The sequence below is a fragment of the Arthrobacter sp. EM1 genome, assembly GCF_029964055.1.
Lineage (GTDB): Bacteria > Actinomycetota > Actinomycetes > Actinomycetales > Micrococcaceae > Arthrobacter.
Genome location: NZ_CP124836.1, coordinates 971891 through 988773, shown reverse-complemented (window position 1 = coordinate 988773; position 16883 = coordinate 971891). Strand labels below are relative to the sequence as shown.

General features: G+C 65.8%; 16 protein-coding genes. 3 read left to right on the top strand and 13 right to left on the bottom strand.

Annotation, left to right across the window (positions count from 1 at the left end; all coding sequences use genetic code 11):
* Positions 1 to 523 precede the first annotated feature (523 nt).
* Complete coding sequence (locus QI450_RS04390; RefSeq protein ID WP_226774365.1) at positions 524 to 1138, top strand: methyltransferase; 615 nt, start codon at positions 524 to 526, stop codon at positions 1136 to 1138.
* Here QI450_RS04390 and dapF read toward each other — a convergent pair.
* The 6 genes from dapF to QI450_RS04360 form a co-directional block, all read right to left on the bottom strand.
* Positions 1119 to 2075, bottom strand: a complete 957-nt coding sequence (dapF, locus tag QI450_RS04385) for a diaminopimelate epimerase (protein WP_226774366.1) — start codon at positions 2073 to 2075, stop codon at positions 1119 to 1121. The genes QI450_RS04390 and dapF overlap by 20 nt on opposite strands.
* Before the next feature lie 60 nt (positions 2076 to 2135).
* Complete coding sequence (gene miaA / locus QI450_RS04380; protein ID WP_226774385.1) at positions 2136 to 3032, bottom strand: tRNA (adenosine(37)-N6)-dimethylallyltransferase MiaA; 897 nt, start codon at positions 3030 to 3032, stop codon at positions 2136 to 2138.
* 69 nt (positions 3033 to 3101) lie between these two features.
* Positions 3102 to 4670, bottom strand: coding sequence for a tRNA (N6-isopentenyl adenosine(37)-C2)-methylthiotransferase MiaB (gene miaB, locus QI450_RS04375; RefSeq protein ID WP_226774367.1), 1569 nt, complete (start codon positions 4668 to 4670; stop codon positions 3102 to 3104).
* Positions 4667 to 5182: a regulatory protein RecX gene (locus QI450_RS04370; protein ID WP_226774386.1), complete on the bottom strand. Its 516-nt coding sequence runs from the start codon at positions 5180 to 5182 to the stop codon at positions 4667 to 4669. Before QI450_RS04370 ends, miaB begins: the two co-directional genes overlap by 4 nt.
* Before the next feature lie 103 nt (positions 5183 to 5285).
* Positions 5286 to 6338: a recombinase RecA gene (recA, locus tag QI450_RS04365; protein ID WP_226774368.1), complete on the bottom strand. Its 1053-nt coding sequence runs from the start codon at positions 6336 to 6338 to the stop codon at positions 5286 to 5288.
* Positions 6339 to 6614: 276 nt separating this feature from the next.
* Entirely contained in the window at positions 6615 to 6833 is a 219-nt protein-coding gene (locus QI450_RS04360) for a DUF3046 domain-containing protein (protein ID WP_226774369.1), read from the bottom strand.
* A gap of 45 nt (positions 6834 to 6878) precedes the next feature.
* Between QI450_RS04360 and QI450_RS04355 the strand changes: the two genes are divergently transcribed.
* Entirely contained in the window at positions 6879 to 7388 is a 510-nt protein-coding gene (locus tag QI450_RS04355; protein WP_226774370.1) for a MarR family winged helix-turn-helix transcriptional regulator, read from the top strand.
* 80 nt (positions 7389 to 7468) lie between these two features.
* Here the strand turns inward: QI450_RS04355 and QI450_RS04350 are convergent, their stop codons facing one another.
* The 7 genes from QI450_RS04350 to QI450_RS04320 all read right to left on the bottom strand — a co-directional run bounded on the left by QI450_RS04350 (position 7469) and on the right by QI450_RS04320 (position 15520).
* Positions 7469 to 7921: a helix-turn-helix transcriptional regulator gene (locus tag QI450_RS04350; RefSeq protein ID WP_226774371.1), complete on the bottom strand. Its 453-nt coding sequence runs from the start codon at positions 7919 to 7921 to the stop codon at positions 7469 to 7471.
* A 140-nt stretch (positions 7922 to 8061) separates the two neighbouring features.
* On the bottom strand, positions 8062 to 8574 hold the full coding sequence (locus tag QI450_RS04345; protein WP_226774372.1) for a CinA family protein: 513 nt from the start codon (positions 8572 to 8574) through the stop codon (positions 8062 to 8064).
* A complete protein-coding gene (gene pgsA, locus QI450_RS04340; RefSeq protein ID WP_226774373.1) occupies positions 8571 to 9212 on the bottom strand; it encodes a CDP-diacylglycerol--glycerol-3-phosphate 3-phosphatidyltransferase in 642 nt (213 codons plus the stop codon). The genes QI450_RS04345 and pgsA overlap by 4 nt, the downstream gene beginning before the upstream one ends.
* 9 nt (positions 9213 to 9221) lie before the next feature.
* Positions 9222 to 12203 (bottom strand): DNA translocase FtsK, encoded by a 2982-nt coding sequence (locus QI450_RS04335; RefSeq protein ID WP_226774374.1) that lies wholly within the window; start codon positions 12201 to 12203, stop codon positions 9222 to 9224.
* Positions 12204 to 12360: 157 nt separating this feature from the next.
* Positions 12361 to 14052 carry a ribonuclease J gene (locus tag QI450_RS04330; protein ID WP_226774375.1) on the bottom strand — a complete coding sequence of 564 codons (1692 nt, stop codon included), beginning with the start codon at positions 14050 to 14052 and terminating at the stop codon, positions 12361 to 12363.
* A 61-nt stretch (positions 14053 to 14113) separates the two neighbouring features.
* Entirely contained in the window at positions 14114 to 15022 is a 909-nt protein-coding gene (gene dapA / locus QI450_RS04325) for a 4-hydroxy-tetrahydrodipicolinate synthase (RefSeq protein WP_226774376.1), read from the bottom strand.
* 126 nt (positions 15023 to 15148) lie between these two features.
* Entirely contained in the window at positions 15149 to 15520 is a 372-nt protein-coding gene (locus QI450_RS04320) for a hypothetical protein (RefSeq protein WP_226774377.1), read from the bottom strand.
* Between the two features lie 112 nt (positions 15521 to 15632).
* On the opposite strand from QI450_RS04320, the gene QI450_RS04315 reads away from it, so the two are divergent.
* Positions 15633 to 16883, top strand: a complete 1251-nt coding sequence (locus QI450_RS04315; protein WP_226774378.1) for a heparan-alpha-glucosaminide N-acetyltransferase domain-containing protein — start codon at positions 15633 to 15635, stop codon at positions 16881 to 16883.

Here is a 16883-nt window from a genome sequence, read left to right as displayed (position 1 = left end):
AGTTTCAGAATAGTGCCGATCGGTGCTGCGTGGGGCGGTATTCGCGCTGGGCTGACGACTATTGGTCAAACGGGACTCCTGGGTTGCCTGAGGCAACGGCGCATCGGGCATAAAGGGCTCCTCATCGGAGCGGCGGGAAAGGGAACAGGCACGGTTGGCGCCTTGAGAAGGAAGAGAAGCTTCGCAGGCCGCGCCGCAATAAGCACTGCCAATCTCCAAGTGGGACGGGCGCCAGCGGTGGGTCCATGTCGGGAGCATCGTGGGTGGCGCGCTGAGCGGAAGGTGACTACCTGCGTCGCTGCGGGGACGGGATTTAACCCGGGCCATTTAATCCGAGCCTTTAACCCGGGCCTCTAACCCGCGCCTTTTAACCCGCGCCGGCTACTTGAAGTTCAAGAACATGCTTTTAAGCCTAGCAGACGGCGAAGTTCCCCCGGACCGGACGCACTGGCCTCCGCCCGGCGGCGCACCTGGCTCCTGCCGGTTTCCCATCCGCGCAGGCAGGCAACTAATCTGGCAGGTTATGGAGTCTGTACACTATTTCACCGCCCAGCCGGCCGGGCCGTTCACCCGCAAGCCACTCACAGTGGAACTGGCCGGGGCAACCCGGCAATTGCAGACGTCCTCGGGCATCTTCAGCCCGGACGGTGTCGACAAAGGCACTGCCGTGCTGCTGGCCGAGGCCCCGGCGCCGGCGCCGCAGGGGACATTGCTGGACATCGGTTGCGGCTGGGGCGCGATCGCGCTGACCATGGCCCTGCGGGCACCCCACTCACACGTCTACGCCGTCGACGTCAACGAACGCTGTGTGACCCTGAGCAACGAAAACGCGGCGCTGCTGGGACTGAAGAATGTCACGGCCAGCACGCCCGACGCCGTCGACCCTGAACTTCGCTTTGACACCATCTGGTCCAACCCGCCGATCCGGATCGGCAAGGACGAGCTGCACGCACTCCTGCTCCGGTGGCTGCCGCGGTTGGTTCCGGGCGGCTCAGCTTGGCTGGTAGTGCAAAAGAACCTCGGTGCCGATTCCCTTCAGCGCTGGCTCGCAGCGGAGCTGGACAGCGGCTTCACCGTGACCCGGGAGAGCACGTCGAAGTCGTTTCGAATCCTTCGGGTCAGGAAAGCGTCCCACTAGCGACGATCACGGCGGGGCCGCTGAGTTCGACATGCTCGTGCCCCTCCGCGCCGAGGAAGAACTTCACGCCGACCACACCACCGGGGACGTGGACGTTCCAGGCGTCCGGGGCGCCCTGGCCGGCCCAGTGGCGGATCGCGACGGCCGCGGCGCAGGCGCCGGTGCCGCACGACTGGGTTTCCCCGACTCCGCGCTCATATACGCGCATCGTGATGGTACCGACGCCCTCGTGGACCAGCGGCTCGGCGGGAACCACGAATTCGACGTTGGTGCCGTGCGGCGGTGCAGGGTCAACGTGGGGTGCGGTAAAGAGCTGCGTGCCATCCAGTTCAGCGGCTTCTGCCAACGCCACAACGGTATGCGGGTTGCCCATGCTGACGGAGAGCGCCGGCCGTGCCACTTCCAACCCTGCGGCGCTGACCAGCGAATCCATGGACCGGGCGGTGGCCTCACCCGGGAAAATGAATTCCCAGGGGCCCATGTCCACCGCGTAGCCGGACGCGGTGCGAACGACTGTCTTGGCGCCGCCCCGGGTGCCGATGGTCGTTGCTTCGCCGGCCGGAAGCTCAATCAGGCCTTCACTGACCAGGAAGTGGACAAAGACGCGGACACCGTTGCCGCACATCTCCGACAGTGAGCCGTCGCCGTTGCGGTAGTCCATAAACCACTCGGCCTGGGGGTTTTGCGTCAACAGTTCGCGGCCCTCGGCGAGCAGCCGGGACGGGACGGCGCGAATCAGTCCGTCCCCGCCGATTCCCAGATGACGGTCACACAGTGCGACAACCTGCTCCGGGGTGACCGCCAGGGTGCCGTGGGGGTCTGCGAGCAGGACAAAGTCGTTGCCCGTCCCGTGGCCTTTGGAAAACTTCAGCCCGCCCAGGGCTGCACTGTCCCCGGAGGGTTTACGGTCAGCGGCCACGGCCAAGTCTTCATCCATGCACCAAGGGTACCGTCGCGCGGCGTGCCGCTGGAAAACGGCCGTGGCGCCACGTTCCGGTCACTCGGCTCCGCCGCAAAGCGCGGCGGCCTTGGCCAACAGTTCCGGGTCCTGCCAGTCGAGCCAGCCTATTCGGGGGTCGGCGCGGAACCAGGTGAGTTGGCGCCGGGCAAACTGCCGGGTCGCGACGATGGTTTCCGCCACTGCCTGGGCTGGGTCGGATTCGCCGTCGAGGACCTTGAGGAATTGCGCATAGCCGAGGGCCCGGGGTGCTGTTTTGCCCCGCCGGAGTCCGGCCGCATCCAGCCTGCTGACCTCGTTCAGCAGCCCGCGGTCAGCCATGGTGTGTACCCGGCGGGCGAGCCGTTCCCGGAGCCGTTCACGGTCCACCTCGAGCCCGATCTGGACGGCCGGCTGGAAGTACTCGCGGCTGGGCATAAAGGAGCTGAAAGGCCGCCCGGTCAGCTCGAACACCTCCAGGGCGCGGACAATCCGGCGCGCGTCGCCGAGCCGGCCCGCGGAAACCGGGTCCACGCCTTCGAGCCGCGCACGCAAAAGCGCCGGTCCGTCGTTTTCCAGTTCGGTCTCCAGCCTGCTCCGGATGACCGGATCGGTGCCGGGGAATTCCAGCACGTCAAGGGCTGCGCGGACGTAGAGACCGGATCCCCCTGCCAGGATGGCGCGTTTGCCGCGGGCATGGATGGCGGCAATGAGCCCTCGGGCGTGCTGCTGGAAGTCGGAGACGCTGGCTTCCTCGGTCACGTCCAGGATGTCCAGAAGGTGGTGCGGCACTCCCCTCCGTTCGGCCTCGGTGATTTTCGCGGTGCCAATGTCCATGCCTCGGTAGAACTGCATCGAGTCGGCATTGATGACTTCGCCGTCGAGTTCCAGCGCCAGCGAGACGGCAAGATCGGACTTGCCGGAGCCGGTCGGCCCGACGACGGCGATCACCGGCATTCCCGGCGTGGCGCCGGTTCCCGCGACAGGTTCCAGGCCGGCCGGGGCGTCCTGCGAGGCTTTCACGGGCTAGCTGCTGCGCACGGGCAGTGCCGGCATGCCCAGGGACACACCCTTCGTTCCGGCTGACGATGCCGGGGCGGGGGCGCCGCAGGAATCCGCCTGCGACCTGTCCCAGGCGTCGCCGGCGCGGGAACGGCGAAGACTGAAGTCCGCCACGGTCGCCGGGTCGGCGACGAGGTGGAACGCCGCTGCCCCGGTGATGGTCACCGTAACGAGGTCACCGGGGCGCGGCGTCTCGGCGCCGTCAGGCACGGAGAAGTGGACCAGCCGCTGGTCCTGTGCCCGGCCGGAGAGCCGATGGGTTTCCTCGGACTTACGCCCGGCATGGGCGGTGACCATCACCTCGACGCGCCGGCCGAGCTGGCGGGCGTTCTCCTCGGCCGCAATCCTGTCCTGCAGTGCGGTAAGGCGTTCGAAACGCTCCTGCACAACGGCTTTGGGGAGCTGGTCCGGCAGCTCCGCGGCGGGCGTTCCCGGCCGCTTGGAGTACTGGAAGGTAAAGGCTGTGGCGAAGCGGGACTTCTCCACAACGTCCAGGGTGGCCTGGAAGTCCTCCTCGGTTTCGCCGGGGAATCCGACGATAATGTCAGTGGAGATGGCGGCGTGCGGAATCTTTGCTCGGACCTTGTCCAGGATGCCGAGGAACTTGGTGGACCGGTACGACCGCTTCATCTCCTTGAGGACCTTGTCCGAGCCGGACTGCAGTGGCATGTGCAGTTGCGGCATCACGTTCGGGGTCTCGGCCATGGCGTCGATGACGTCGTCTGTAAAAGCGGCGGGGTGCGGGCTCGTGAAGCGCACCCGTTCCAGGCCCGGGATATCACCGCAGGCGCGCAGCAGTTTGGAAAACGCCTGCCGGTCACCGAACTCCACGCCGTAGGAATTCACGTTTTGGCCCAATAGGGTTACTTCGATCGCCCCGTCGGCCACGAGCGCCTGAATCTCGGCCAGAATGTCTCCCGGGCGGCGGTCCTTTTCTTTGCCGCGCAGGGCCGGGACGATGCAGAAGGTGCAGGTGTTATTGCAGCCAACGGAGATCGATACCCAGCCGGAATACACCGAGTCGCGTTTGGTGGGCAGTGTGGAAGGGAAAACGTCGAGCGACTCGAGGATTTCCAGCTGTGCTTCGTTATTGTGGCGGGCCCGTTCCAGCAGCGCCGGCAGGGCGCCGACATTGTGTGTTCCGAAGACGGCGTCCACCCACGGAGCCTTTTTCAGGATGGTGTCCCGGTCCTTCTGCGCCAGGCATCCCCCGACGGCGATCTGCATTCCCGGGTTGGCGGCTTTGACCGGCGCCAGCATGCCGAGATTGCCGTAAAGCTTGTTGTCGGCGTTTTCCCGCACGGCACAGGTGTTGAAGACCACAACATCGGCGAGGTCGCCGGCGGCCGGAACATAGCCTGCCGCTTCGAGCATTCCGGACATCCGCTCGGAGTCGTGCACATTCATCTGGCAGCCGTAAGTGCGCACCTGGTAGGTGCGGGGCGGCACAGGCACCGGCCCGTCGCCGGGTGCCGACGAGGCATCCGTGGAAGGGGTGTTGCCGGCTGCTGGGGAGGGAATGGTCAAACTCACCTGTTAAGGGTACCGGGTCGGCGCCGTGCCGGGGTTTCCCAGGATTCCGGCCCGGACCCTGCAACGGCCGCATCCAGCACTTCGCCGACGATCCGGAACGCCAGGGAAGGTTGGTAGCCCTTGCGGGCGAGCATGGACGCCAGCCTGCGGGTGGTTTTGTCGCGCTCTGCGCGGTCCGCGAAGCCGGTCAGGCCGCGGAGTTTCCGTCGTACCAGTTCGCGGCCCGCATCTTCCTCGGCCGCGTCGCTGAGCTGTTCGAGGGCAGCGGCGGCGGTGTCCGAGTCGATGCCCTTCTCGGTGAGTTCGCGCCGGAGTGCCCCTTTGGCGAGTTTGCGGCTCTGCGAACGGGACCGCACCCACATGTCTGCGAAATCCGCGTCGTCGATGAGCTTCACTTCTTCGAAACGGTCGAGCACGGCGTTGGCAACGTCGTCGGGTACGTCCCGTTCCGCGAGCTTGCGGGCAAGCTGCAGCCGGGTCTTGGGCGCGCTGGTCAGCTGCCGGAGCACAATTGCACGGGCAAGGGCCGCCGGGTCCGCGCTAACCCCGGCATCCCTCTCGTTGGCGGGGGCAGGGCTCCGGGCGGGGAACCCTGCCCCCTGGCGCGGCCGGCGGTTAGAAGCCGTCAACGGCCTTCAGCTTTGGGGATGCTTCGGTCTCGGCGGGGGCCTTCACTCCGACGCCCAGCTTCTCCTTGATAAGCCGTTCCAGCTCGGTGGCCAGCTCGGGGTTATCGCGCAGGAAACGCCGGGAGTTTTCCATTCCCTGGCCCAGCTGGTCACCGTCGTACGTGAACCAGGACCCGGACTTCTTGATCAGCCCGTGTTCAACACCCATGTCGATGATGCCGCCCTCGCGGGAGATCCCCTGGCCGTAAATGATGTCGAACTCGGCGATCTTGAAGGGCGGTGCCATTTTGTTCTTAACGATTTTGGCCTTGGTGCGGTTACCGACGGAGTCCGCGCCCTCCTTCAGGGTCTGGATCCGGCGAACGTCGATGCGGATGGACGCGTAGAACTTCAGCGCCTTGCCACCGGTGGTGGTTTCCGGGGACCCGAAGAAGACGCCGATCTTTTCGCGCAGCTGGTTGATAAAAATTGCCGTGGTCTTGGTCTGGCTTAGACGGCCGGTAATTTTTCGGAGGGCCTGGCTCATCAGTCGGGCCTGCAGACCCACGTGGCTGTCGCCCATGTCGCCTTCGATTTCCGCGCGGGGAACAAGCGCCGCGACGGAGTCGATAACGATAACGTCCAGGGAGCCGGAGCCGATCAGCATGTCCATGATTTCCAGGGCCTGCTCGCCGGTGTCCGGCTGGGAGACCAGCAGCGCATCGGTGTCGACGCCTAGCTTGGCGGCATATTCGGGATCCAGTGCGTGTTCGGCGTCGATGAATGCGGCGATGCCGCCCAGGCGCTGGGCATTGGCGACAGCGTGCAGTGCCACGGTGGTCTTACCGGAGGATTCCGGACCGTAGATTTCCACAACGCGGCCCCGCGGCAGGCCGCCAATTCCCAGCGCAACGTCCAAGGCGATGGAGCCGGTGGGAATGACCTCGATCGGCGCACGGACTTCGTCGCCCAGGCGCATTACCGAGCCCTTGCCGAACTGCTTGTCAATCTGGGCAAGCGCTGCGTCGAGCGCCTTCTGGCGATCCGGGGCTGCGGCCATGGTTCACACCTCTAATACTTTCTCGCTGTGGAGTGGCCGTTTCGGGCCCTGTGTACTGTTCCTGATCTGCGGTCACGATCAGTTTGCGGTCGATACTGAAACTACCGGCACCCACCGACAGAGTTGTCTGCCTGCCCCGCATATGTGGAAAAAGCTCTAAAAAAAGCATAGCCCTACCCGAACAGATATTCGAACAATCGGCGCGGCGTGTCAGTCGTTCGCCGCCACGGCGTGGCCGCAGGGCCGGACCCTTCGTTCGGCCGCACGGGGTCTGCGTCAGCGGGGTTTGACGTCCCGGCCCAGCCGCCGCTCGGGCGGCACATCCTGGACGTCGCACAGCGCCAGCCATACCTGCCGGGGGGCAACGCCGGCGCCCAGGGCCTGGTCGGCGGTCCGGCCGCCGACACCGGCCAAGACGAGGGAGCTGCCAAGGACACGGGAGTACCCGGCCCCGAATTCGTCGTCCATGAGGCGCCAAAAGTCACTGATTCGCACCCCTAGAGTCTCTCACGGTGCCCCGGGGACTCTAGAATGGTGGCCATGAGCATTCCCGCCGCAGGCCCTGGGTTCCCCGGCGTCACTGATAACTCCACCGACGCGGCGCTGACCGACGTCGAGCACCAGTTGAGCCTGCTCTGGCGCCGCGCGCGGTCCATCTCGCACCACCTCTCGCGCCAGGTCCACCCCGACATGGAGCCGGCGGCCTACGGACTGCTGATTGTCATCCGCCGCCAGGGTTCCATGCGGCTGACCGAACTTGCCTCCAGCCTCGGTGTCGGAAAGCCCTCTGTGAGCCGGCAGGTCGCCTTCCTCGAACGCCTCGGCCTGGTCTCCAAGGAAGCCGATCCGCTCGACGGCCGCGCCCAGATGATCCGGCTGACGCCGGTGGGTGAGGAAAGGATGCATGAGGTGCAGGACGCGCGGCGCGAAGTGTTCCGCGAACGGCTTGGCGAGTGGCCGCCGGAAGAACTGCAGACCCTTTCACGCTACATTGCAAAGCTCAACGCGACCTACGAGCGTGACGGTTTTCCCCGCGACGAACCGCAGTAGCTGCCTCGTTCCACCCCACCGGACACACAAAGGACCCCGGCACACCGCCGGGGTCCCTTGTCGAGTGGTTCCAGTCGGGGCTAGCGTGCCCCGGAGAGGAGGCCCTTGGCCAACTCATCGTTGAGCTCGGAGTTTAGCTCACGGTCCAGGTCACGGCCGTAGCGCTGGGCGAACTCCTGCGGGACGGTGTCCGGAACCGCAACGCCTTCGGCGACGGCAACACGGTCACTGACTTCGCGGAGCATACCGGAGAGCGGAACATCCAGGGCCGAGCAGATCGAGGAGAGCAGCTCCGAGGAGGCTTCCTTCTGGCCCCGTTCCACCTCACTCAGGTAGCCCAGGGACACTCGGGCACTGTGCGAGACTTCGCGGAGGGTACGGCCTTGGCGTTGGCGGACGTCGCGCAGAACATCACCGATTTCGTGACGAAGTACAACCATTTTGCGCTCCTTCTGTTCGCTCTTAGCCTGATCGGCGAGGCCCACATCCTTCCAGCGGACAACGCCGTTAACGGATACGGGCTGCTTTACCATCTGTATCGCCTTGCTCCCTCTTTATGTCGAGCCCGCCGGTCACAGCGGACACTGATGATGCTTTCATCCTAGGCGCCTCCTATCTACGGAAGCGACATAATGTAACAACTATTCGCAGTGCAGATTTGTTCCCGGCAACTTTACGCCCGGTCGCCTTCGCCTGCCAGTATCTCAAGGAGCCGTTCCAGCGCGGCGGCACAGGCCTGGCCGCGGATTTCCGGCCGGTTGCCCTCGAAGCTGTAGGCGTACGACGTCGCACCCTCCGCCGTGGCGACGCCGATAAAAACGGAACCCACGTCCTTGCCGCCGTGCGGCTCGGGGCCGGCAACCCCGGTAGTGGAGATCCCGACGTCGGCTCCGCAGATTCTGCGTGCCCCCGCCGCCATGGCTTCGGCAACCCGGCCGTCGACGGCTCCGACGGTCTCGAGCAGTTCCCGGGATACCCCCAGGACGTCGGCTTTTACGGTGTTCTGGTAGGACACCACACCGCCCTGGAGCATGCCGGAGGCACCGGGGGTGTCGGCCAGCATCGCGGCGACCATGCCGGCGGTGAGGGATTCGGCCGTGGCGACGGTCAGTCCGCGGCCGATCGCTCCGGCGACGGCCTCTTCGGCCAGCCGATGCAGGTTAATCGCGGGGTGGAGACTGCTCATGACCTTCCCTCCAGCTTCTTTTGTTGCTGCGCCCGGATGCCGCTGGCGCGCAGCTTGAGGGCCTCGATGACATATTCTCCGCCGGTCCACACGGTTATCGCGAGGGCCGCCATCATAACCACAAAGGCCACAACGCCAAGCCACGGGGCGATCGGGGCCAGCGGAAGGATGTAGAGGAAGATCGCCGCCGTCTGGGTGACGGTCTTGAGTTTCCCGCCGCGCGAGGCCGGAATCACGCCGTAGCGGATAACAACGAAGCGCAGGGCGGTGATGCCCCATTCCCGGACCAGGATCAGGATGGTGACCCACCAGGGCAGCTCCTGCAGCAGCGAGAGCATCACAAGAGCCGAGCCGATCAGCAGTTTGTCCGCGATCGGGTCGGCGATCTTGCCAAAGTCGGTGATCAGGCCGCGGCTGCGGGCAATGTCACCGTCGAGCTTGTCAGTGTAGATCGCAACGGCGAAAGTCGCCCCGGCGATCCAGCGCCAGACGCCGTTCTGGGCGACGAGCCCGGGAGCATCGAGCAGCAGGAACCAGACGAAAAACGGCACCATCACTATCCGCAGCATCGTCAGGATGTTGGGCAGATTCCAGATCCCGGAAGCGGATCCGGCGCTGTTTGCTTCGGCGCTAGTCACGTTCCTAGGCTACCGTCCGGTGAGCGACCAGGCGTCCTCGGAACCGCCGTCGTCCTCGGTGGGGCCACCACCGGAGCCACCGTCGGCGCCGTCGTAGTACTCCGTGGCCGGCGTACGACGGTCCAAGTCGGCGGCGACGAGGTCCTCCGCGTAGCCGCCCTGGGCGATGTTCGCGTTGGCGTTCTCGCTCAGCGCTGCGGTCTGCGAATCGGCCGTGGCCGGCACCTCCATGCCCTTCATGGCAGCCAGCACAGTGGCGAGGTCATCTGGCTTAACCAGGACGTCGCGGGCTTTGGAACCCTCGGAGGGGCCCACCACACCGCGGGATTCGAGCAGGTCCATCAGCCGGCCGGCCTTCGCGAAGCCGACGCGCAGCTTGCGCTGCAGCATCGAGGTGGAACCGAACTGGGTGGTGACCACCAGCTCGGTGGCCTGCAGCAGCACCTCGAGGTCGTCCCCGATGTCGTCGTCGATCTGTTTCTTCGGCGCTTCCGGGGCCACGTCATCGCGGTATACGGCCTTGAGCTGGCCCTTGACGTGCTCGACCACCTTGTGGATTTCGGACTCGGTGACCCAGGCACCCTGGACACGCATGGCCTTGGACGCACCCATCGGCAGGAACAGGGCGTCGCCCTGGCCGATCAGTTTCTCGGCGCCCGGCTGGTCCAGCACCACCCTGGAATCGGTGACCGAGGACGTGGCAAATGCCATCCGGGACGGCACATTGGCCTTGATCAGGCCGGTGACGACGTCCACGGAGGGACGCTGGGTGGCGAGCACCAAGTGGATGCCGGCAGCACGGGCCAGCTGGGTGATGCGGACAATCGAATCCTCGACGTCGCGCGGGGCGACCATCATCAGGTCGGCGAGCTCGTCCACGATGATCAACAGGTAGGGGTAGGGCCGGATGACCCGTTTGGAGCCCTCGGGCGGGTGGACTTTCCCCGCACGGACGGCCTTGTTGAAATCGTCGATGTGTTTAAAGCCGTAGTTGGCGAGGTCGTCGTAGCGGGCGTCCATTTCGCGGACCACCCACTGCAGGGCCTCGGCGGCCTTTTTGGGGTTGGTGATGATTGGAGTGATGAGGTGCGGGACACCTTCATAGGCGGTGAGCTCCACCCGTTTGGGGTCCACCATAACCATCCGGACCTCGTCGGGTGTGGCACGCATCAGGATGGAGGTGATCATCGAGTTCACAAACGAGGACTTGCCGGCACCGGTGGCCCCGGCGACCAGCAGGTGCGGCATCTTGGCAAGGTTGGCCACAACGTAGCCGCCCTCGACGTCCTTGCCGACTCCCATGACCATCGGGTGCTCCGTGCGCCGCGCGTTCTGGCTGCGGAGCACGTCACCGAGGGACACCGTCTCGCGGTCCGTGTTGGGGATCTCAATTCCGATCGCCGACTTGCCCGGGATGGGGCTCAGGATGCGCACATCGGAGCTCGCAACGGCGTAGGAGATGTTTTTGGAGAGCGCCGTGACGCGCTCCACTTTGGTGCCCGGGGAGAGTTCAATCTCGTAGCGGGTCACCGTGGGGCCGCGGCTGAAGCCGGTGACCTGGGCGTCCACGTTGAACTGGTTCAGGGTTTCCGTCAACGAAGCGACAATCGCGTCGTTGGCTTCCGTGCGCTCCTTCGGGATGGAGCCGGGGGTCAGGACGTCCGACGGCGGCAGCGTGTACGTAACGTCGCCGGCAAGCGATAGCTGCTCCGTACGCTGCGGGATGGGGGTGGGCAGCGGTGCCAGGGCCACCGGATTCGCGGGGACCTTTGATGCGGCACCTAAGGCCGCGGCGCCGGGGGCCGGCGCGGCGGGATTCAGCGATCCTGCGGCGACCATCCCCGGCGTGACCAGCGGGATCGCCTCGGTGGCGTTTTCCCCGGCCGCTCCTGCAACTGTGGCCGCGGCGCTCCCCAAACCCTGGGCTGCCTTGATCTTTTCGATGGCTAGCTCCGCCTGGGTGGGGCGTCGCACCCCGGGGGCGACGGATGTGGCGTCCTTCGCGGTGCGGGCGGCTTCGGCTTCCTCGTCCGCCACTAGTGCCCGCTCGAACGCTTCGTCGCCGACGTAGCCTTCGAGCCCGGACTCGTCCTCGTGGTCCTTGCCGAAAAGACGGCGGCGCTTCTTTTTCGGCGGCGCAGGGGTGCTGTTTTCGTCCAGGTAGCTGCGGTCGTGGCGGCCGCCGGTGCTGTCGCCGCCGGTGTTGCCGTCGTCGGTGTACTGATCTTGCAGGTCGATGCCCATAAGGTGCTCGTACGCGGCGTGCAACCGGCCCGGAATGGCGCCGAACGGCGTGGCGGTGACAATCAGCAGGGACGTAAAAGCAAGCACGCTGTAGACGGCCAGCGGAACAGCGGGGTGGATGGCGGCAAGCGGGGCCGCGGCAAGGTAGCCGAGCATTCCGCCGGCTCGGCGCAGTCCGTCGAAGCCTTCAGCAACGGTAGGCTGCCCGCCAATGACGTGGGCCAGGCCGGAACCGGCGAAGGCCATGATCAGGAAACCGATCCCGATCCGGTTGTTGCCGCGGCCGTCGACGGGGTGGCGGAACAGCCGAAAGGCACAGACCACGAGCATCAGCGGCAGCAGCAGCGACATCCAGCCGAAGGTGCCGTTGACGATTCCGTACACCATGTCCGGGAACCAGCCCTGAAAACCCCACCAGGCAAAGGTGGCGACGAAGACCCCTAGTGCGAGGTTGAACAGGGCTGCGCCGTCGCGGCGGTCCCCGGGGTCGAGGTCGCTGACGTCGTAGCCGATCCGGCGGATACCCGCTCCCACAACGTGGGCAACACCCAGCCAGGCACCGGCTGCAACCCGGACCGGCCAGGGCTGTTTGGGTTCGACGACGGCCAGCTGGCGGGTGCGCGAGGCGCCAGTTGAACCGGAGGGCTTGCTGGTTTTGGACGCAGCCGAACCGGAGCCCCGGGTCGAAGAGCTGCCTGATTTACCGCTGGGGTTTCCTCTAGGCGCGGAGGAAGTACGTGTCGCCATACCCGTTACGGTACCCGACTTCGGGCCGAAAACCGCGGATTTCCGGGCCTTCGAGAGCTCCATGTTGCCGGCCGGAAACGCACAACGGCCCTCCCGGTCCGCCGCAAGCGCTAGCCAGCGGCAGGCCGGGAAGGCCGTCGTTAGGTAATGCCGGCGCTTAGGCCTCCAGGACCACCGGGATGATCAGGGGCTTGCGGCGGAGCTTGCGGTTGACCCAGGTACCAACCACGCGGCGAACGACCTGCTGCAGCTGGTGGGTGGTGTGGTCCGAGCGGTTGAGCACGGCCTCTTCCAAGGCGGCGTTGATCTTGGGGATGATCTCGTCAAAGACCGAGTCGTCCTCGGCCACGCCGCGGGCGTGGATCTCGGGTCCGGAGACGACCTTGCCGGTGGCGCGGTGGATCACGGTGATGATGGAAATAAATCCTTCGTCGCCGAGTGTCTGACGGTCCTTGAGGTCAGATTCCGTGACTTCCCCGACGCTGGAGCCGTCGACGTAGACGAAGCCGACTTCGACCTGGCCGACGATGTCGGCCTGGTGGTCACGGAGATCGATGACCGTTCCGTTGTCCGCGAGAAGGATGCTCTCTTCCGGGACACCGGAGTCCAGGGCAATCTTGCCGTTGGCGATCAGGTGCCGGGTCTCACCGTGCACCGGCATCGCGTTGAGCGGCTCGAGGATGTTGTAGCAGTACAGCAGCTCGCCGGCCGCGGCGTGGCCGGAGACGTGCACCTTGGCGTTGCCCTTGTGGATAACGTCGGCACCGAGCTTCAGCAGGCCGTTGATGATGCGGAAGACGGCGTTCTCGTTGCCCGGGATGAGGCTGGAGGCGAGGATGACAGTATCGCCCTGGCCGACGACGACGCGGTGGTCACCGTTGGCCATGCGGGACAGGGCCGCCATCGGCTCGCCCTGGGAACCGGTGGACATCAGGACCACACGGTTGTCCGGCAGGTTGTCGATGTTCTTGATGTCGACGAGGATGCCCGGCGGCACGTCGAGGTAGCCGAGCTTCTCGGCGATGGCCATGTTGCGGACCATGGAGCGGCCGACGAAGGCAACCTTGCGGTTGTGGTTGGCGGCGGCGTCCAGGACCTGCTGGACGCGGTGCACATGCGAGGAGAACGACGCGACAATCAGGCGCTTGGACGCCTGGCCGAAGAGCCGGTCCAGGGTCGGGCCGATTTCCTTTTCGGCCGTGGTGAAGCCGGGCACGTCGGCATTGGTGGAGTCCGACATAAACAGGTCCACACCTTCTTCGCCCAGTTTGGCGAAGTGGCGGAGATCGGTGATGCGGCCGTCCAGCGGCAGCTGGTCCATCTTGAAGTCGCCGGTGTGCAGCACGGTTCCGCCGGGCGTGCGCAGGAACACGGCAAGGGCGTCAGGGATCGAGTGGTTGACGGCCACGAATTCGCATTCGAACGGCCCGAATTTCTGGACCTGGCCCTCGACGACGGTCTGGGTGACCGGCTTGATCCGGTGCTCCTGCAGCTTCGCCTCGATGAGCGCCAGGGTCAGCTGGGATCCCACCAGGGGAATGTCTGCCCGCAGCCGCAGCAGGTAGGGAACAGCGCCGATGTGGTCCTCGTGGCCGTGGGTCAGGACGACGGCAACGATGTCATCGACGCGGTTCCGGATGTAGGAGAAATCGGGCAGGATCAGGTCCACGCCGGGCTGGGTTTCCTCAGGAAAGAGGACGCCGCAGTCGACAATCAGCAGCTTTCCGTCGATTTCGAAGACTGTCATGTTGCGGCCAATCTCCCCGAGGCCGCCGAGCGGAACGATCCGCAGGGTGTCCTTGAGCAGTTTCGGCGGCGTAACAAGGCCGGGAAGGGCGGTTTGGGTCATAATGCACTACTTTCCAGGCGGTTACCGGAATGGTCTTTACTTATCAGAAACAAACACCTGATCAGGAAAAGAGCATTCCGGCTTCCGCCAAGTCCTCGCGGATGGATTCGATCTCAGCTTCGTCCGGCTCCACGAGGGGCAAACGGACAACCGAGTTGGGCAGGACTCCCTGCCACTTAAGAACTTGCTTCGCAGCAACAGCACCCTGGATATGGGTCATCACTGCACGGACCACAGGGTCCAGTTCGAAATGTATGGTGCGGGCGGCGGCGAAGTCGCCCGCAAGTGCGGCATCGATCATGGCGCGGAACTGCCGCGTTGCGACGTGCGCGGTGACACTGACGAGTCCGGCAGCTCCGGCTGCCATCCAGGGCAGCGTGAGCCCGTCATCGCCGGAATAGACGTCAAGGTCGGTGTTCGCGAGGACCCGGGTGACGGCGGCAAAGTCGGCCTTGGCGTCCTTGAGCGCAACGATGTTGGGGTGGTCCGCGAGCCGGATCATGGTTTCCGGAAGGATCGGGACGCCCGCGCGGCCCGGGATGTCATAGACCATCACCGGAAGATCGGCGGCGTTGGCGACGGCTTCGATGTGGGCCTGGATGCCGGCCTGGCTTGGCTTGTTGTAGTACGGGGTGACGATCAGCTGGCCGTGGGCGCCGGCCTTGGCGGCGCGCTTGGCCATCTCGATCGAATGCGAGGTGTGGTTGGTGCCGGTTCCGGCGATGACCTTGGCGCGGTCCCCTACGGCCTCGACGATAACCCGGAAGAGCTTTTCCTTCTCGTCGTCTTCCAGTGTCGAGGTCTCCCCCGTTGTGCCGGAGATGACCAGCGCATCGTGGCCGTCATCGACGAGCTTGTTGGCCAGTTCCGCGTTCAGCTCGTAGTCGACCTCGCCGGCGGAAGTGAAAGGCGTGACCATGGCGGTTACGAGGGATCCGAACATACGAGAACGAGCGCGAGAGTCAGCCATACGAAAAACGTTACCCTGTCCCCGGCATGATATGACAATGGCCGCGACGTGATGAAGATCAAAGCCGGCCCCAAAACCCGTGCGGGAACCGGCCGGAGACGCCGCGGCTGCGGCGGCAAAGGACTCTCAGGCGGCCGTGCCAGCACCGCCCGGCGGGGTGGCGCAGTAGCGGCCGACCGCACTTTCCCGCAGGGACTCGGCCCACACCGCGAGGCGCTGGGCCGCCCGGACATAGTGGAATAGCTCCGCCGGGGTCAGGGATTCGAGGTCGGTCTCGGCCAGCCGGCGGGCTAGTTCCGCCCCCGGGGCCTGCGCGGCGAGGGCGGTGCCTTCCCGGTGCCACTGGACATCCTCTGCCGATTCGCCGGCGATCAATTGCCGGAAGAGGAAATCCACGACGCCGGGACTCATCGCTTTGAGGACCCCGGACGCCGCGTCCGGGCCGCACTGACCTGCTCGGGTGGATCCCGGGGCTGCGGACTCTGGAGTGTTGTTCATGCCCCCATGCTATTCGAACATATATTCGAATTCAAGGGCTCCCCGGCCGCGCGGCTTTTCGACCGGCCCCGCACCGGCAGTATGAGACGATCAAAGCATGACGCCGCGCGGAATGGCTTCCCCACCCGGGACGGCACGGGGCAGGGGCAGGAACAGTTCCAGGGGTACCGGCGGTAAGTCCGGAACCCGCCTCCCAGGCATTGATGCCGCCCGCGGACTGGCTCTCCTGGGCATGATGGCCACCCATATTCTTCCCATCTTCGAAGCCGATGCCCAACTCACACCCACCTGGGTGGGCTTGGTGTTTTCCGGGCGCGCCTCGGCACTGTTCGCGGTCCTTGCGGGGATCGGGCTTGCCCTCTCAACCGGTAAACAGCATCCCTTCCAGGGTCCGCAACTGTGGGCGGCTCGGCGGGGAATCGCCCTGCGCGCCCTGGTGGTCGCCGCAGTCGGGCTCTCCATCGGCGGACTGGAGGTTAATATAGCCATCATCCTGGTCCACTACGCCGTGCTGTTCCTGTGCGTGCTGCCGTTCCTCGGCCTGGACGTCAGACGCCTGCTGGTTCTTGCCGCCGGCTGGGTGCTCGTGACCCCGGCGCTCGCTTTCCTGTTGCGGCCGTGGCTGCTCACCGCGATGCCTCGGCTGCAGCTGGGCCACAACCCGGAGTGGGGGGACCTGTCCACCCCCGCCGTGCTGTTGGGGGACCTTTTTTTCACCGGCTATTACCCGGTGCTGCAGTGGATCACCTACCTGCTGATCGGACTCGCGATCGGCCGCCTGGCGCTGACCACGGCGTTGGTCCCGGTCCTGCTGCTGGCAGCCGGAACCCTGGTGGCGGTCGCAGCCAAGTGGCTCGGCGTGGTGCTGATGGAGGACTGGGGCGGCCGGGCGGCGCTGCAGGCGTCCCTGCTGAATCCGTCCTATCCGCTGGAGAGCCTCCTGCAGGTCAACCTGGCCGGCGTGGACCAAACCGGCTCCGCCTGGTGGCTCGCCTCCAGCGCACCCCATTCGGGCAGCACCCTGGATCTGCTGCACACCTCGGGGGTGGCGGCCGCAGTCGTTGGAGTCTGCCTGTTGCTTGGCCGGCTGGTCGTGCGCACCGGGGTGGATCTGCTGCTTGCGTTGCGGGGTGCCGGTGCCATGACACTGAGTCTCTACACGGCCCACCTGTGCGTGATGGCCGCGTTGTACGGCCAGACCCTACCGGCGGGGTGGACGGTCGAGGGCGTGTACTGGGCGCAGGCCGGGGCAGCCCTGGTTGTTGGCGGAATCGTCGCGGCCCTGGCCTGGCGGGGTCCGCTGGAGTGGGTGGCTCATGCCGCCAACCAGCTCGGCCGCTTCCAGCCGGCCCGCCTCCGCTGA

Excerpts from the sequence above, each read along its gene's own strand:
- QI450_RS04390 (WP_226774365.1), top strand. The coding sequence starts at position 524 with ATGGAGTCTGTACACTATTTCACCGCCCAGCCGGCCGGGCCGTTCACC.
- dapF (WP_226774366.1), bottom strand. The coding sequence starts at position 2,075 with ATGGATGAAGACTTGGCCGTGGCCGCTGACCGTAAACCCTCCGGGGAC.
- miaA (WP_226774385.1), bottom strand. The coding sequence starts at position 3,032 with ATGCCGGTGATCGCCGTCGTCGGGCCGACCGGCTCCGGCAAGTCCGAT.
- recA (WP_226774368.1), bottom strand. The coding sequence starts at position 6,338 with ATGGCCGCAGCCCCGGATCGCCAGAAGGCGCTCGACGCAGCGCTTGCC.
- QI450_RS04355 (WP_226774370.1), top strand. The coding sequence starts at position 6,879 with ATGAGCATTCCCGCCGCAGGCCCTGGGTTCCCCGGCGTCACTGATAAC.
- QI450_RS04350 (WP_226774371.1), bottom strand. The coding sequence starts at position 7,921 with ATGGTAAAGCAGCCCGTATCCGTTAACGGCGTTGTCCGCTGGAAGGAT.
- QI450_RS04345 (WP_226774372.1), bottom strand. The coding sequence starts at position 8,574 with ATGAGCAGTCTCCACCCCGCGATTAACCTGCATCGGCTGGCCGAAGAG.
- QI450_RS04335 (WP_226774374.1), bottom strand. The coding sequence starts at position 12,203 with ATGGCGACACGTACTTCCTCCGCGCCTAGAGGAAACCCCAGCGGTAAA.
- QI450_RS04330 (WP_226774375.1), bottom strand. The coding sequence starts at position 14,052 with ATGACCCAAACCGCCCTTCCCGGCCTTGTTACGCCGCCGAAACTGCTC.
- dapA (WP_226774376.1), bottom strand. The coding sequence starts at position 15,022 with ATGGCTGACTCTCGCGCTCGTTCTCGTATGTTCGGATCCCTCGTAACC.
- QI450_RS04320 (WP_226774377.1), bottom strand. The coding sequence starts at position 15,520 with ATGAACAACACTCCAGAGTCCGCAGCCCCGGGATCCACCCGAGCAGGT.
- QI450_RS04315 (WP_226774378.1), top strand. The coding sequence starts at position 15,633 with ATGGCTTCCCCACCCGGGACGGCACGGGGCAGGGGCAGGAACAGTTCC.